We start from the raw sequence: 16535 nt of genomic DNA, 5'->3' as shown, positions 1-16535 counted from the left end.
AACCATGAGAGCCACCAAAAGAAGACCTGTATCCGTAGGCGAAATGCTGAGAATCGAATTTATGGAACCGATGGCACTGAAGGTGGTTGATCTGGCTCAGGCTATGGGGGTTCACCGAAACACGGTCAGCAACATTCTGCATGATAGAACAGTATTGACCGCACCATTGGCGATCAAGCTGGCTGCAGCCTTAGGTAATACGCCTGAGTTCTGGCTTAACATTCAGCATGCCTGCGATCTTTGGGATACCCGAAACCGGTATAACGAGGTATCCAAAACGGTAAGGCCTGTTGTTGCATTGAAAACGGGTTAATCTATCAGGCGGCATCGGGCTGGTATGGGGTAACATCCTGCTCACTCTGCTTAAGATTTCAGAGGTCATGATCATTTTGCATAGCCAGCCAGACACCAGCGGAAGAATTTTTCAACACCTTTTCCAGTCACAGCGTCATTTCTGCAGTAATAGCGCCCATTCTAAAGCATGCCAGTCATGGAACGGGAGAACTATGGTGTTCTAACCAGGCATGATTTAGTATCAGTGGCACTGTTAAATCAGTTGCATAGTCTGATTCACAGAGGCTGTTTGGAAAATATTGGATCGGCTAATAATCCAGATCGAAGTATCGAGTTTCCCAAGCCGCCTCTCAAAAGAAGTAGAAACAGGATGTTGAAACGACTTTTTGCCACACGTAAAAGCCCTTGGATTCCTGGTCGTTATGAGCGGGAAAGCTATGAAATAGACTTCTCTGGTAGTCTTCTCAAGATAGAGCTGCCACCTCATCATAATTATGAAGGGTTCCCTGCCGAGCCGGTCAAAACTCACATCAATCTATACGACAGCCGAAGCTTTACCAGTATAGAGCAGCTGGGCGATATGCGGTTCAAGGAACTCCATGAACAGGCGGGGCTTTGGACCCAGGGAGTCACCAAGCGACGGTGGGAATTATTCGGCCCTCTCTGGCGAGAGCGCCCGGTAGGTAGTGTCGGATTTTCCATGGTGGTTTGTCGCTCTGATGCCCTGCCCGAGTCCATGAGCTGCTTTAACCCCAACCACTTCGAGCAGGTTCTGATTCGAAACCTGTACTTTCGGTATCCTATGAGGCCAACAAAAGGCTACTTTAGTGCACCCATTAACTGGCGTGCTAAAGAAGTGAATGGCAGCACTTGGATTTACCATGAGGTGCATATGGACTTTGCCCAGTACAAAAAGAAAGGCATAGAACTCCTGGCCAGTCAGCCCGCCAGCTTCGACAGTCATTTATTTATCCCGCTGGATCAACGTTTTTTCCTCCGGGTTAATTTCTGGTATCACGGCTATACCCCGGTTGAGTCTAGTCTGCAGCATATGAATGAATTGCGGGACTCGGTCATAGACAGTATTCAGCTTTCCCTCAGCCCTTCTGCTCAGGCAGCTTTGAACGATGCCAGGAAGCGTTGGCCCGATGACAGGGCCAGCCAATACCGCCCTCCGGAGCCTTGGAATTACCCGGAGTGGCGGCAGGGTGAATATGAAGTTGAGCCCGATACCGTGATTACCAAACCGGGGAGTCAGCCTCCGGAGTTGCATCCTGAATAGGCGTACTCACGTATTCATCGTTAACAAGGCCATAAGAACCACACGAATAACACGACAAGGGATTTGTTATGACCAGTATCAGCCAGCTAAACCGAACCTGGCAGCTGATTATCCGTAAAGATGGAAGCTCCAACGTCAGTCGCAATGTTTATGTGATCAAGCAGCACTACTCGTTGTGGGAAAATTTGAAACAGACTCATACCGGTAACTATTACAAGACCATTATTGTGCGCACGGCCTATCAACTCTGTTCAATGGCGGGAGCGCGCAATGGCGAGAGTAAATCTCTGGATCTGGAAGGCGGTAGCCTGCACTACACCATTGACGCCAAGGGTGATGTGGGCATCTACCTGCTGGAGATCAATGACAGTATTTCACCTTCAGGCAATCAGAATACCGGAGTCTATCGGGTTGAATACGATCAGGAAGATAAAAAGTGGAAAACAAATAATGAATACAGGCAACATCTGGAGCTGGATCATGGCTGGAACAATATTCATTATGCAGCAGTGAGCGGCCAGTTCGAGACCAAGGAAGATGCCGGTGAAATGCTCATAGAACACATCCGTAATGCCTATAAGCTGGTAGAAAGAGATATTAACCAGCTCAATAACCATTTCTCACTGTTCTGGCAGAAAGATCAGCATTCATCGGACAAGCACGCCAGTATTCTGCTGGCGCTGCTGCAGCAGGCCATGGCCAGAGACGCTCGGGTTAACTGGCTGGTGCATGGCGAGGGGGCGGGCACTTTTGTGAGTGCTATGAAAAAGCTGGAGGCCAATCCACAGTACCAGCGCATGATGGCCCATGAAGAAAGCCAGCAGTACCAGAATGTGTATTTTTCCAATCCCAGGGGGAAAGGCACCCGTAAAAAGCAGCTGGAGGCATTGTGTGAAAAAGTCGGTTTTAATCTGGTGGAAATTAATCAGAACCCCTACGACCTGAAGAATCGCGATAATCAGCTTGCCGTCTTTAAGGAGGCTCAGCTCATAGCTGCCAAAGGCATTCTGAGTGGCGGTTTGGTGGCGGGTCTGGTGAGCCAGACTTCGCTTGAGAAAAGTGTCGGTACGGCCCTGGGAACCGGCGATCCGTCAACAGCAGTGGCTTTTGCAGCGGCAGGTGTTGTGATTGCCAATGATGTGCGCAGTAAACTGGGTGGCTATGGTCGCAACTTATGGAAGGGGATGGGCAGCACCTTTGGCTCCGGCAATCAGAGCTGGGCATAGAGTCTGAAGGTGCGCGGCGGATAAGGGGGCATTCTGCTCCCCCTTGTTGTGGATGTCAGAATCTTTGACTGTTCTGTTTTAACATTCTACCAGTGTCAGTTTGTCTCCGACTTTCTTTTCAACTAATACGGGTTTATCCAATGCTTCCAGTTGATGCTGTAAGTCGTCTCGCAATTCAATCAGGTTTTCACCAAGAGCTGTATTGGGTTCGGCTGACCAGTATTCAATATCATCATGATCGCTGTAGTAAACTTCATATACCTGATAAGAATCTTCTTTGGATGTTGGGCAGTGTTTTTTTAAAACTCGGTAGTTCCAATATGACATTCTCTATCTCCAAGCTTTGTGCTTGCTGTAATGTAGTCGGGTTGATGTGTTGGTTTGGTCAGGGCCATGAATTGACTACCAGGCAGATCAGAGAAACAGCAATTGCAGCAGACAAAGCGCCAATGATATTTTGAATTCACTTTTGTCAGACTCTCGTCACTCGGCCTTTTTATTGTTTATTTCCAGCTCTTGCCCTTTTTGTGCCTGACTTTCCAAAGCCGCTTGGGGAACAGCAACAACCTGCTGACTGTCTTCATAGATCACAGTTCCGGGAGAGTCTGACCTCATCTCTGAAACTTCCAGTCCGCAGGTTTCAAGGACAGGCACGAGCTCTCTGACTTTGTTGATGATTTCTACCTGAGCATTCTTAAACCAGCAAACTCCCAACAAGTTTTTACTGTCTTCAAAAATGTTCGGTGTTAGAAGGGATTTTTGAAACCAGGATAAATTCAACCTGAATCCGTGAGTTTACCATCACTAAATCCACTAAAAACTCAGTCGTACCAGTACCTGTAGGCTAATATTTGCTCATCCCTATTTTCACCTTATAAGTGCATTTTTGTGGAACTTAAATTTGAGCAATCTGACACTGAGTTTTATACGCCGGCAGCCGGTCTCTGTTTTGTCGGTCATGCCCTGAACCAGAAAACATCTCTAAGGAAATCGCTGCGCTCTATCAAGAAACGTCACGGCATTCCTAATATTGATCTGGTGCGGGCTTTTGTCGGCTTATTGGCTTTGGGTAAAACTGATTTTGATGCTATTGATAACTATCGCCATGATGACTGGTTCAAGCGCAGTATGGACATTAAACAAATGCCTTCCGCCAGTCGCTTGCGCCAGCGGTTTAATGAAGATGCCACTCAGTTGATCCCCTTAATTGAAGAAGCCCTCCCCGAGCTATTGGTCGAATTGGATGCACCGATCTCTCCACTTTCAAAAGAACTCGATCACCTTCAGCACATTCCGCTGGATATAGACGTTACTCCGCAGGATAACAGCAAAACTCAAAAAGAAGGTGTGCAATGGACCTACAAGCACTTTCATGGCTTTGCCCCCATTATGTCTTATGTGGGAACCGAGGGATGGTGTCTAGGCGCTGAACTACGTCCTGGTTCACAACACTCACAAAACGACTTCGTACCCTTCTTGAATACCGTATTACACAGACTTCGTCGTGTTACTCAGGCTCCGGTATTGCTGCGACTCGACAGTGGCCATGATGCAGAAGACACTCGCCGAGAGATTGCCGATCACAACCATGTGGATCACATCATCAAACTCAATCCACGTAAGCAGTATGCCGTAACAGCCTGGCTGCAAGCCTTTGAGACAGCCAGTGTTCAGTGGACAGAGCTTCGCCCCGGAAAAACGTATGCGACACACTCAGTTATCCATGAGACCGACTACGGCAGACAGCGACTAATCATCCGTATTATCAAGCGTACTACTGACTCGGTGGGTCAGTATTTTTTAACACCAGACTACGAGCTGGATGGTTGGTGGACGACATTGGATGAAACTGAATACGATAATGATAATGTTATATTACTCTATGAAGACCATGCGACCAGCGAACAGTTTCATAGTGAATTCAAGACTGACATGGATCTGGAAAGACTGCCTTCAGGTAAGTTTGATACGAATGATCTTGTCATGTGTCTTGGTGCACTGACCTACAATATTTTGCGCTACATGGGGCAAACCTGTTTGCTGGGTCCTGATTCTCCGGTTCGCCACAAAGCTCAGCGCCGAAGAATCAAGACGGTTATGCAGGAGCTGGTTTACCAATCTGCGCGATTCCTGAAAAAGAGTCGCCAATTTATTCTTCGTTTTGGCCGACATAGCCCCGGGCTGTCGGCCTTTATGCAACTCTTTCCTGAAAAACAGCTCTGTTAGCTGATTATTTATTTCTCTCGACTGAATGAAAAAGTATGGCTGACACTGGCAGGATTTCGCTCGCCTTCAGAGCAGAAATCTTTCGGTATTCATTGGAAAAGAGCCGTGCTATTAAATCTGTTCAGCTATTTTGTGGTGAATTGCACGCACCGAAAGCGTAAAACTTTCTGTCATTGAGTTAAATGAGATGGAAAATCTTCTCTGCAATCAAGAAATCACGGATTCAGGTACTGGTAAACCATCTAAATTCCAGATCTTGTGTTCGGGAGCCATATGCCAAAACCATGTTTACCTCCGAAACTTGGGATTATGACCAGAAAAAAGACCATTAGGGTCTATGTCTTCAAACCCTGTCCTGACCAATTCTTTCCAGCTCAAATATGCCGGTCTCGCTGGAGTTGAGCTCTCAGCGGACTCCAGTAGCTGCGTTGCTTTATTACACGCTTCAGTAACATCAAAAGCCCCTGGTTGTGTGTAAATGGATTGAGATTCCAGTGAGGAGTGGTGCAGAGCGATCTTTCTTAACAATGGATCGATACCGGCTTTCCTTAACCTTCGTCCATAAGCATGTCTGTGGCTATGCGGAGTAAGCCCATCTAGCTTAGAGGCAGTCAAACCAATACGGAAATGTGCATTTTTATAGTTCTGGTTGAAAGCATTCAGGGTATAAGGCTGGCCTTCACAGCCTGGGCTAAAGGAAACAAAAGCGTATGGATGATGCCGGTTAATGGGCAGAATAGCTCTCAGGTACTGATGCCAAAGGTGATAAAACAGCTCTCCCAAATAGCTTGGAAACCAATATAAATTAATGTAATTGTCCTGATGCTCGACGACTTTTGTTTTCCAACCTACTCTGGCTGTCCCTGTTAATTTATTTCTTGGCTGTAAGGCATATTTTTCTCGCAGATAAGCGGCTCTATTAGTCTGCTTATTTTTGCATTTCCAGTCATCTGGAGCTCTGCCCACCTCTGGGTGATATAGCCTGACAATAGCGTTATTCTCATGGTGAGGGTCTACAAAGACATCCTGTATCCATAGGTGCAAAGCATCGCTTTCTCTAACACCACAGCCGTGCATCAGTAGAACTATCAGCTGGTCTCTAAGGCCTACGCGGTAGTCTTTGCATCCTCCCAGTCCTTCCTCAAAAAAACGTTTGAAGGTATTTTCGGGAAACGAAATGGCATCACTGTCTACTTTGATAACATCAAGCTTACCCTGAACCCTGCGAACCTGCTTTATCGTTGTTGGTAGACTTGCAGGCTTGATATGCCCTAAAAATTGCTGAGTGTTTTTCTTATGCCACGCAGCGTAATTCAGCCTTTCTTCATAGGAGCTGGCTTCAATCAGTGGATTCAGGCTGATGGAACCTTTGCTTTTCACAAGCCAGTCAGTAAATCCATTCAGTGCTGTAAGGATTTGATTTACATTCTTTGTTGACTTGGGAAGCCAATATAATCCAGATGGATCAAGACCATTATTTCCAATCGTTCCGGTACAAAGTCTTTGAGCGAAGTGAAGAAACAGAATTGAGGGAGATGAGAAAAGGTCTTTGTTCGCTTCCATATATTCAAGCAGCAGGAAGGTCGCATAAACCATCCGGTTCATCCACGAAATACTTCTTCGATGATGTTGGGCTAGCAGGTAATCCAGTAAGGGTCGGAACACCTTGTCTTCCATGAGCAGGATTGGAAGCTGAACCTGATATCCGGAGTTATCTGTGGTGACTTTGGCGTAAACTCTGACGAGGGCAACCATGACAATACGACGCTGAGAGCAGAATCAAAGACATGGTAGTTATAGTATGTTTTTCACTATGAACATAAGAAAAAAGAGGTCTATTAATGACCTCTTTTTAGATGGAAAGTTATGGTTTTAGTACATTATTTTCCGCTATCAATATATATCGTGACAAAAGCAGCCCTTAGAAAATAAGGGCTGCAGGCGTATTACGACATCATTTGTCATAAAAAATACGTCCATTTCTCGACAAACTCTTTGGCATACGACCTTATTCTGACAATTCCCCCCCCCACACAAGACTGCTGAAAGCCCAGTATCTTTACGATTGGGGGGACGATCGCTTTTATACGAAAGAAGAAGGCCCGTGCACCTGGCCTTGCATCACTCCACCCTCAATCGTCAGAATGTCTTTTCTTGACCAGCCGATCGACAACCTTATCTCTCATTGGCTTAGACCTTGGCACAATGGCAAACTCAAGGCCAAAAGGCCTGATCAGTTCCACTAGAGCTTTCATGGTCGGCTTCGTTCTATCACCTTCCACCTGCGACAAGGTTTTCCTATTAATACCAGTTAGCTCTACGAACTGATCCTGATTGACACCCAACACGTCCCGACGCAATAGCTTTATAAGCGTCCCCTGGGTAATTTCACCCTCAAAAGCCAGTACCAGTAGGTTCATGAGAATCTCGGCTTTATCCTCCTCATACTCCACTTGCTTCTTTCGTGAAAGAACGGATTTATCTTTATCGCTGATAGCCTGAGCCATACTTTCCCAGACCAGCCGAGTTTTTGCTTTGTTTTCTGTTTTGTTAACTTTCACAGCCTGGACATTTGCCGCAGCCACCAGCTGATTCTTTCTGCGCTTTTCTTCCAGCCTTTCTGCTCTGCTTTTAGCCATCTATCAACTCCCAGCGCTTAAGACGTTCCTCTATTGTTGTAATGCCAATGCTTGGAAAGGTAATGATGCGTTCTGGGACATCACAACCTCGCAACTTATCTTCCAGGCCTATCAGTTTCTGAGCTGTACTCTCCAGCCGCTGGATTATCCCATCTGCTGAAACCGGACCATATTCCATCTGACTCAACTCATCTTCCAGCTTTAACGCTATTTCATCCCAGTCGATCATCCAGCCGTTTTCCAACGGCTGACCCCAAACCATCTTGCGCCTAATCCCTTCTGGATCAGCTTTCATGGGCGCTATATCGTACAATGGTGCCAATTTAATGGGCTCACCTGGGATCTTCAAGATAGAGGTGTTTCGTCCATGGTTATCAGCATTACCCAAACAGAGATTCAACAGATCTCTCTCTACCCATACTTCAGCCAGCTCCTGCATTGTCATACCATTCTCTTGCCCACAGAGTATTGGTGCCAAAGCCTTAATAACATCAATATGTTTTAAATCAGCGCCGGCCTCTGCGTTCATCACAGAATAGACAGACTCCATCCCGTACTTGACCAGCTTTCCGTTTTCGATTCCTACATCAAACCGGGGTAACCAGAGTGAGTATTTCCCATTCCGATCAAAAAACATCATGTCTTCTACCTGAATGGTATCCATTCCGATTTGATCCAAGAAACGATAATAGCCAGCTTCTGCCTTTAATATCGCCTTATCATCACCAGTCTGCTCCCCTCTTGGAAACTTGACCAGATAGTGCCGACTCAGATTCAAAACATCATCTTGGTACGGGTCAATCCATACCTCATTTTTGTCTGTCACGCGAACGAGATATTTTGGCGCTTCACCACCAGCACCGGTAGCACCACCACCAACTGCCCCCATGCTGGACGCATGATTAAGAAAGTCTGAATGCCGAGTCAGAACATCCTCTATTGACCAAGTCATGGTCTTTAACCGGTTCCCGCTATCGTCGTATGGGACTGACTCTTTGATCCGCAAGTTGCCTATTGGCGCAATAGTACCTTTCAGGAGTAACTCATAGTCCTGCTTATAAGGTGGTTGTCGAGACCCAAGACCTAAATTCTCAACCCAGAATCTCCGACCTGCACCAGAAGGAATAATATCGTCTAACCATGACCACCAGCGCTCACAGTGATAGCCAGCAAACGGAAGAACAGGAAGCATTGAAGAACAAGCTGCAGAACCCACCTGTTCAAAATACGTAGCAGCGTGCTGAATCTCATAATCCAGTTCAATCCTTCCGGTATGACCTAACGCCGGGTCATCAATGATCAGTTTCGCTGCATCTGCCCAGATTTCATCAATCCAGACTTGAATAGTCAGCTGTTTGCTACGCATGTTGGACCCAATAATGATTGTGTATATTTATACTCAATGTTAGCAACAAATAACATCTTTGCGTATATTTATACACAATCATCATATGACCCTTAAACTTCGTGTATATTTATACGCAATCCTTACCCTTTCACTCTCTTTCATACTACGGACAAACCCAACTCTTTCAAAACCTCCAAAATGAACTATATGTAAGCGGTAATTTCCCCACACCTTGATTCAGGATTGCTTTTGATTCCAGGGCAACAACTGAACGTTTGAAGGTGGTTCTTCACTTCATTTGTGTAAATATTGGATCTATCAAAAAAGGGCGCCGAAGCGCCCTTTCTATCCACCCGTTTTACTTTTTATTATTGTTTACCAGTAAATTCGGGATAAGCTTCCATACCACATTCGGTCAGGTCAGCCCCTTCATACTCTTCTTCTTCTGTGATGCGCAGGCCAATAATCAGCTTGATAGCACCCCAGACGATCAGAGAAGCAAAGAATACCCAGGCAAAGATGGTGACAATACCCAGTAACTGAGCACTGAATTCTGCACCGTCGTTGGTCAGAGGCACTGCCAGCAGACCCCAGATACCTACAACACCGTGAACAGAGATAGCACCTACTGGATCGTCAATGCGTACCTTGTCCAGCGCCAGGATAGCGAAGACCACCAGAGCACCACCCACACCACCAATCAGAGTGGCTGATACTGCACTTGGCGTCAGAGGTTCAGCGGTGATGGATACCAGACCGGCCAGAGCACCGTTCAGAGCCATGGTCAGGTCAGCCTTGCCGAACAGGATGCGGGCTACAATCAGGGCAGCAATCACACCACCAGCAGCACCCGCATTCGTGTTTACAAAGATCTGAGCGACAGCGTTCGCATTTTCTACGTCAGACAGTTTCAGCTGCGAACCACCATTGAATCCGAACCAGCCGAGCCACAGGATAAAGGTACCCAGAGTAGCGAGCGGCAGGTTGGCACCGGGGATCGCATTAACCGCACCACCTTTACCGTACTTACCTTTACGGGCACCCAGCAGCAGAACACCGGCCAGAGCCGCAGCAGCACCTGCCATGTGAACCACACCGGAACCTGCAAAGTCCTGGAAGTTCGCTTCGTTCAGGAAACCACCGCCCCACTTCCAGAAACCCTGTACGGGGTAGATGAAGCCCGTCATGAAGACAGCGAACAACAGGAAAGACCAGAGCTTCATACGCTCTGCAACAGCACCCGAGACGATAGACATTGCAGTAGCAACAAAGACTACCTGGAAGAAGAAGTCAGAACGTGCAGAGTAGTAAGGTGCATCATCACCACCTGCTGTGACGGCTTCAACCGAGTTTTCTGTACCAATCAAAGAGCCAAGGACAGGCAGAATGCCGCCTTCGTTAGCCCCTGGATACATAATGGCGTAACCGCAGAGCAGATACATGGTGCAGGCAATCGCGAACAAAGCGATGTTTTTGGTCAGAATTTCGACGGTATTTTTAGAACGGACCAGGCCAGCTTCGAGCATGGCAAAACCAGCAGCCATCCACATTACCAGCGCACCGGACATCAGAAAGTAGAAAGTGTCGAGTGCGTACGACACTTGAGCCAGATTTTCCACAGGGCTCCTCCCAAGAAAGTTCAAGCGGATTAGTAGTCTTTCGCTAAGGACATTTTTGTCCTGGAAACAGCCTGCTCTGAGTCAGATACTGCTTCCGTATTAGCTATTTTTATTTTTTGAATGCCGCACTCAGTTTTTTTGGGGTACCTGAGCTAAACGACAAGTTTTATTTATTGTTGTGCATGTACCCTGAGAACCATGGACTTCCTGACTATGGTCTCTTACCTATCCGTCTTAGATAGCGTCTTCGCCGGTTTCTCCGGTTCTGATCCGAATAGCCTGCTCCAGTGTGGTAACGAAGATCTTTCCGTCACCAATCTTTCCTGTATTGGCAGCTTTAGAAATCGACTCTATCACTTGATCCAGCAAGTCATCGGAAATGCCGACTTCTAACTTCACCTTAGGCAGAAAATCAACCACGTATTCAGCGCCACGGTAGAGTTCTGTATGGCCCTTTTGACGACCGAACCCTTTCACTTCGGTCACAGTGATACCCTGGACACCAATCTCGGACAGAGCTTCTCGCACGTCGTCCAGTTTGAATGGCTTAATGATGGCTGATACCAACTTCATAAAAGCTCTCCTGAGTGTTGCCTGTTGGCCTGCAGGGAATGTCCGGACATTATCATTGTGATCGGCTCCCCAGCCTTAAGTAATCAGTTGACATGGAGCCTGTCGGACTTGAGCTTTCGAGCTTGAAATTCAGTAGAGCGAGTCAGTTTTTTCGTTGGATTTGTGAGAATAGTTAACCTATTTAATCAAATTCAACGGAAAAACTGGCCGCTCTTTCTGGATTTCAGGCCGAAATTGTCTCGAGTTCGGCAGGCTCCTATTTCTCAACTGACTTTGATGGCTTACATGCAGGCACTGTGCCAATTTCCGAAAAACGCTTGCCAGTAAGGCTCATGTCGTTTGAAAACCGGAAACCCGTTCACGCATCCCATTCTCCGCACCAACAAAGCGCACTCATTTCGCTTCATGCACTCAAATCATGCACTTTTTTAGTGCAATGGTTCATCATCTGTTTGTGGTATCATAATCGCCTGATTTCAATCACAGCGGCTACACGAGCTAAAGGCTTTGCGGCTGTTTAAGTAATGGCAGGAATAATCGATGATCGATAAAGCCTCTCTTATCGGTAGTATTGCCGGCAAAGCAGGTCAGGTTTTAGGTGGGCAAAAGAGTCAGACCCGGGAAGATATTGAACACAATATCAAGGCTCTGGTCGGCAGTGCTCTGGCCAAATTTGAACTGGTCACTCGTGATGAGTTTGATACCCAGGTAGCTGTATTGAAACATACCCGGGAAAGACTGGAAGCTCTTGAAAAGAAAGTAGCCGAGCTAGAGAAAACTGAAAAATCTGACACCTGCTGCTGACTACACAGTCCGCTCTTTTTAAGGGCGGCGGCTCTTTTTAAGGGCGACGGCTCTTACTGTACGTTACTCTCCCCAAACACTTTTCAGACATACCCCTTCTGAATACCCCTCAAACAAAGGCTATTTTGGCTAACCGTTTTTCTCTCAACATGAATGAACATTCAAGCCTGTCGCTGCCATAAGTACTACGAAAGGTGTGACTTCAGCGCGAGTATTGCTCATCCAATGGTTTAGAAAATGACATTTCGATGGTTGGCCGCTTTAGTGCTGGTTTTAATATCAGGTCACTGCTCTGCTGATCTGAAAACTTCAATTGCTACTATTGACGCTCTGTTAGCTCAGGGAAAAACAGTCTCCATATTGCTCATTGATATGCAGACCGGATTTGCCAAACGTTTCTGGACGCCTGAAGCCTATCGTGTGATTAATGCTCAAGCGTAAATGCTGGATCACTTTTCTGAAAAAGAAGGCATTCATTTTATTGACGTGAACTCCATTGAAGAGGGGCAAACTCTCAGTTTTCTCCAGCAAAAACTGCTCCGTAACAACTACTACCGTCTTTTAGTTAAACGAGAAGACAGTGCCTTTGACCAGAGAGAAACCTTGCCTGTCGATAAACCTGACGCTTCTGCCAAAGAAATCAACACCTCTTTAAAAGACTGTCTGCACAGCATTAAAGCAAAAGACGTCGTCGCTACTGGCTACTTTGATGAAGGCTGCTTAATGCAGACGACAGAAGACGCACTCAAAGCCAGATTCAATGTATATGTCGATCGTAACCTGAACATTATTGAAGATATGCTCGATAAGAGCGCACCCTCCGAGTCTGAGCGTCGGGGTATAGGCATTGCCTGGGACAGCCTTAAAGAGCAATATCCAGATACCCTCACAGCCACTCCACCCGAACATCCAGCCCCTTTGTGATGGTTCCTCATAGCTATTCAGAAAAGTGCTCATCAGACTTCTAATGTCGTCCAACAAAAAGTAGGGAAAAATATATTCCAACATGAGTATGTGATGTTTCCCGGTGGTTCCAATCAAACACTTTTACTTTCTGCTGACAGTTTTCGCTTGAAAATAATACCAATAAGATCAATGACTTACATACGACTCGTGATTAATTCCCTCGGTAGTTTTCCCTATAGAGCTACTCACTCCTTGTCTATAGCATTGCGCTGCAAATTAAGATAATCGCCTCAAAAAGGCACAATTGCTTTTGCCAGACCCCTTTCAACAGAACCTGGCATCAAGGACAAATAGTGAGAATATTGGGAGAACCATCACTATGAAGCGCTCGCTTTCAATTATTACTTTGCTCGTCACCATGATCATGTCCGGCTTCACCCAGACAGCACTTGCCAGTGGTTGGGAACTGCTGGGCGAGAGAAAAGTCAGTCGTCGTGCAGAAGTAGACACTATTCGCGTTGGCCTGAGAGACGGCGTTTTCAAGCGTATCCAGTTCAAAGTCAAAGGCGCTGATGTTGACTTCAACAAAGTGGTTGTTCACTACAAGAATGGCCAGAACCGTGAAGTGGCTATTCGAAGCAAAGTCAGAAAAGGCGGAAGCTCCCGTGTCATTGACCTGCCTGGCAAGGCAAGAGCCATTGAGAAAGTAAGATTTTACTACGACACCGAAGGTACCGGTCGCGTGCAGGCCAGCGTACTGCTCTGGGGTAAAGCAGCCTGATCAACAGGCTGCTTTAAAGAACGGCACGGCTCTTAACCGGGCTGTTCTTTACACAGCAATAAGAATGAACTGAGTTCCAAAGCCCGAAGGGCTATTTGATACCGAGTCGATAAAGAATGAAGAAGTTTCTCTGCACTGCTCTGCTGTCATATGTGGCCATTGCTCCTATGGCAAATCTGGCTCATGCCTTGCCTGGAAACGACAGAAGAGAAGATCGGCGGGATGATCGCCAGGATAACCGTGAAGATCGCAGAGACGATCGTCAGGATAACCGCGGAGACCGCAGGGATGACCGTCAGGATAACCGCGAAGACCGCAGAGATGATCGCCAGGATAACCGTGGGGATCGTAGAGATGATCGACAGGATAACCGTGAAGACCGAAGGGATGACAGAAGGGATAACTGGTAATGCAGCCCCACTGTAAACCTTCCGGATCTGGTGCCCTTTAGCACCAGACCCAATTGGAGAGAACCCGTATGACAAAACGACTATTCACGTTTTTATTTTTACTCACTGCCTTTTCACCCGTCTCAACCATCGTACACGCTGGCTGGCAGGATAATGGTCGGGACGAAGTCCGTGAAGATCGTCGCGACGACCGCCAGGACAATCGTGAAGACCGACGCGATGATCGTCAGGACAACCGTGAAGACCGTCATGATGATCGTCAGGACAACCGCGAAGACCGCCGCGATGATCGTCAGGACAACCGTGAAGATCGCCGCGATGATCGCTGGGGCGGCCCAAAAGTAATAAAAAACAATCGGGTGGTTGTCGCTCCCAGGAAAAGAGTCATCAGGAATAATATTGTCGTCGTCAGAACCTTTGGTAATTCATACTATGGCTACGGTCGCTACCATGACGATAACGACGCCTTCAAGTGGATGGCCTTCACTGCCATCACCCTGAAAATTCTCGACAACATCAATGAAGCTGCACAACGTGCTCACGAAGAAGCCCAAATCAAAGCAACTACGGCTCCGGTAGGTGAAAAGATCATCTGGGAAGAAGATGATGCTTCAGGCTATGTTGTCACCACCAAAGAAGGCAAAAGTGCTTCAAGCGGCCTGGTTTGCCGTGAATTTCAGCAGTCCATTACCGTGGGCGGAAAGACTGAAGACGCATGGGGACAAGCCTGCCTTCAGGAAGATGGCTCCTGGAAAATCGTTAACTGATTTCAAAGTCGGTCAGCATTCTGCTGGCCGACAACGCCTGCAACACTTTTCTAAATCACTGCTATCCTCAACCCTTCAGCTTTTACTGGTATTCCATACAGGGTTACCAATCAGAATAAGAACCCAAGTACAAAAAGAAGGTAGTTTTATGTCGCGGCTAGCGGTCGTTCAAACCCGAGCCAAAACCGGGCTGAATGCGCCCGCTGTATCAGTTGAAGTTCACCTTTCGGCAGGCTTGCCGGCATTGAATATGGTGGGTCTTCCAGAAGCGGCTGTGCGCGAGAGTAAGGACAGGGTAAGAAGCGCAATCCTGAACAGTGGTTTTGAATTTCCGGTTTCCCGGATAACTGTCAATCTGGCACCCGCTGACCTTCCAAAGGAAGGTGGTCGCTTTGACCTCCCCATCGCTCTGGGCATTCTTGCCGCATCCGGTCAGCTTAAGCCTGAGTCTTTAGCAGGTTACGAATTTCTGGGAGAGCTGGCTTTATCAGGAGAGCTAAGACCCATCACCGGCTCATTGCCAGCCTCCATTGCCTGCAGCCAGGCGGCTCATACACTGATTCTTCCGGAAATGAATGCCGAAACAGCGGCCTTGTGCCCCGATGCAAAAGTGCTGGGAGCCAGAGATCTGCTCAGAGTTTGCTCACACCTCACCCAAAACGAAACACTGTCAGAAGTGGTTTGCAGTAAAAATGAGAGCCCTGCCACCTACCCGGATCTATTAGATGTGAAGGGACAACAACAGGCAAAGCGGGGCTTGATGACTGCTGCAGCGGGCGGCCATCACCTGATTTTTTATGGACCTCCCGGAACCGGTAAAACCATGCTGGCCAGTCGCCTGCCTGGCATTCTTCCCGAGATGGATGATCATGAAGCATTGGAAGTAGCCGCTATACACACGCTGTCATCCTACAGTCAGTCCCCTTCATGGAAGCAGCGTCCTTTTCGGAACCCTCATCACACAGCTTCTGCCGTAGCGCTTGTCGGGGGTGGCAGCCAACCGCGACCCGGGGAGATTTCTTATGCTCATAACGGTGTTCTGTTTCTGGATGAGTTACCCGAATTTCAAAAGGTCGCTTTGGAAGTGTTGAGAGAACCTCTGGAAACTGGAGAAGTGGTTATTTCCCGTTCGAAAGGCCAGGCTAGCTTCCCGGCAGGTTTTCAACTCATTGCCGCCATGAATCCCTGCCCCTGTGGTTATCTGGGTGACCCCCAAAAAGCCTGTCAGTGTTCAGCTGAACAGGTCAGACGTTATAAAAGAAAGCTGTCAGGCCCTTTATTGGACCGTATTGATTTGCAGATAGAAGTCGCCAGTCAGAAGACCGAAAGGCTGTTTAAGAGTGAGCCGGAAGACGCCCAATTTTCATCAAAAAATATCCGCAATCAGGTCATCAAGGCAAGGCATCGCCAGCAACAAAGACAAGGGAAACCCAACGCAAGGCTATCGCCCAGTGAAATGAATGAATTCTGCCCACTGGATAAACAGGCACAGGCCTTCATGACCCGACTTTGTGACAAGCTCGGTTATTCTGCCAGAGCCGTACACCGAATACTGAGAGTAGCCAGAACTCTGGCCGATCTGGATGAAGAACAGGACATACAGCAAAAACACCTTGCTGAAGCCGTTCATTATAGGAAGCTGGATCGAGAGCCGGGATAA

The 16535-nt window shown here is 47.3% G+C and carries 18 protein-coding genes; 11 read left to right on the top strand and 7 right to left on the bottom strand.

Features of this window, described 5'->3' with window-relative positions; genetic code table 11:
- Positions 1-4: 4 nt before the first annotated feature.
- The 3 genes from GZ78_RS23765 (at position 5) to GZ78_RS23755 (ending at position 2802) form a co-directional block, all read left to right on the top strand.
- Entirely contained in the window at positions 5-313 is a 309-nt protein-coding gene (locus GZ78_RS23765) for a HigA family addiction module antitoxin (RefSeq protein WP_034841873.1), read from the top strand.
- 351 nt (positions 314-664) lie between these two features.
- Positions 665-1576 (top strand): hypothetical protein, encoded by a 912-nt coding sequence (locus GZ78_RS23760; protein WP_152558915.1) that lies wholly within the window; start codon positions 665-667, stop codon positions 1574-1576.
- 68 nt (positions 1577-1644) lie between these two features.
- Entirely contained in the window at positions 1645-2802 is a 1158-nt protein-coding gene (locus tag GZ78_RS23755; protein WP_034841870.1) for a hypothetical protein, read from the top strand.
- A 78-nt stretch (positions 2803-2880) separates the two neighbouring features.
- Here GZ78_RS23755 and GZ78_RS23750 read toward each other — a convergent pair whose 3' ends face one another.
- Together GZ78_RS23750 and GZ78_RS23745 are read right to left on the bottom strand one after the other, a co-directional pair.
- On the bottom strand, positions 2881-3129 hold the full coding sequence (locus GZ78_RS23750; protein ID WP_051786493.1) for a hypothetical protein: 249 nt from the start codon (positions 3127-3129) through the stop codon (positions 2881-2883).
- A gap of 156 nt (positions 3130-3285) precedes the next feature.
- Entirely contained in the window at positions 3286-3582 is a 297-nt protein-coding gene (locus GZ78_RS23745) for a hypothetical protein (protein WP_034841868.1), read from the bottom strand.
- A gap of 108 nt (positions 3583-3690) precedes the next feature.
- Here GZ78_RS23745 and GZ78_RS23740 point away from each other — a divergent pair, with 108 nt between their 5' ends.
- On the top strand, positions 3691-5028 hold the full coding sequence (locus GZ78_RS23740; protein ID WP_034841865.1) for an IS1380 family transposase: 1338 nt from the start codon (positions 3691-3693) through the stop codon (positions 5026-5028).
- A gap of 288 nt (positions 5029-5316) precedes the next feature.
- Here GZ78_RS23740 and gmtY read toward each other — a convergent pair whose 3' ends face one another.
- From gmtY to glnK, 5 genes are all read right to left on the bottom strand, one after another.
- Entirely contained in the window at positions 5317-6783 is a 1467-nt protein-coding gene (gene gmtY, locus GZ78_RS23735) for a gamma-mobile-trio recombinase GmtY (RefSeq protein WP_034841863.1), read from the bottom strand.
- Between the two features lie 377 nt (positions 6784-7160).
- On the bottom strand, positions 7161-7667 hold the full coding sequence (locus GZ78_RS27845) for a helix-turn-helix domain-containing protein (protein WP_051786492.1): 507 nt from the start codon (positions 7665-7667) through the stop codon (positions 7161-7163).
- On the bottom strand, positions 7660-9033 hold the full coding sequence (locus GZ78_RS23725; protein ID WP_034841860.1) for a HipA domain-containing protein: 1374 nt from the start codon (positions 9031-9033) through the stop codon (positions 7660-7662). Before GZ78_RS23725 ends, GZ78_RS27845 begins: the two co-directional genes overlap by 8 nt.
- Positions 9034-9383: 350 nt before the next feature.
- Complete coding sequence (locus tag GZ78_RS23720) at positions 9384-10634, bottom strand: ammonium transporter (RefSeq protein WP_034841858.1); 1251 nt, start codon at positions 10632-10634, stop codon at positions 9384-9386.
- Positions 10635-10868: 234 nt separating this feature from the next.
- Positions 10869-11207, bottom strand: a complete 339-nt coding sequence (gene glnK / locus GZ78_RS23715) for a P-II family nitrogen regulator (protein WP_034841855.1) — start codon at positions 11205-11207, stop codon at positions 10869-10871.
- A 540-nt stretch (positions 11208-11747) separates the two neighbouring features.
- Between glnK and GZ78_RS23710 the strand changes: the two genes are divergently transcribed.
- The 7 genes from GZ78_RS23710 (at position 11748) to GZ78_RS23675 (ending at position 16535) form a co-directional block, all read left to right on the top strand.
- Positions 11748-12011, top strand: a complete 264-nt coding sequence (locus tag GZ78_RS23710; RefSeq protein ID WP_034841853.1) for an accessory factor UbiK family protein — start codon at positions 11748-11750, stop codon at positions 12009-12011.
- 237 nt (positions 12012-12248) lie between these two features.
- Positions 12249-12452, top strand: coding sequence for a hypothetical protein (locus GZ78_RS23705; protein ID WP_034841851.1), 204 nt, complete (start codon positions 12249-12251; stop codon positions 12450-12452).
- The gene (locus GZ78_RS23700; RefSeq protein ID WP_034841850.1) at positions 12453-12935 is read left to right on the top strand and encodes a cysteine hydrolase family protein; all 483 of its coding nucleotides are present in this window, start codon (positions 12453-12455) and stop codon (positions 12933-12935) included.
- A gap of 361 nt (positions 12936-13296) precedes the next feature.
- Complete coding sequence (locus tag GZ78_RS23695) at positions 13297-13698, top strand: DUF2541 family protein (protein ID WP_034841849.1); 402 nt, start codon at positions 13297-13299, stop codon at positions 13696-13698.
- Positions 13699-13814: 116 nt separating this feature from the next.
- On the top strand, positions 13815-14108 hold the full coding sequence (locus GZ78_RS23690; protein ID WP_034841848.1) for a hypothetical protein: 294 nt from the start codon (positions 13815-13817) through the stop codon (positions 14106-14108).
- Positions 14109-14176: 68 nt separating this feature from the next.
- Positions 14177-14875 carry a hypothetical protein gene (locus tag GZ78_RS23680; protein WP_201772786.1) on the top strand — a complete coding sequence of 233 codons (699 nt, stop codon included), beginning with the start codon at positions 14177-14179 and terminating at the stop codon, positions 14873-14875.
- Positions 14876-15023: 148 nt separating this feature from the next.
- A complete protein-coding gene (locus tag GZ78_RS23675; protein WP_034842112.1) occupies positions 15024-16535 on the top strand; it encodes a YifB family Mg chelatase-like AAA ATPase in 1512 nt (503 codons plus the stop codon).

The sequence above is a fragment of the Endozoicomonas numazuensis genome, from assembly GCF_000722635.1.
Lineage (GTDB): Bacteria > Pseudomonadota > Gammaproteobacteria > Pseudomonadales > Endozoicomonadaceae > Endozoicomonas_A > Endozoicomonas_A numazuensis.
Note: the sequence above shows the minus strand (reverse complement) of the source record. Positions and strands in the feature narration are given on the sequence as shown.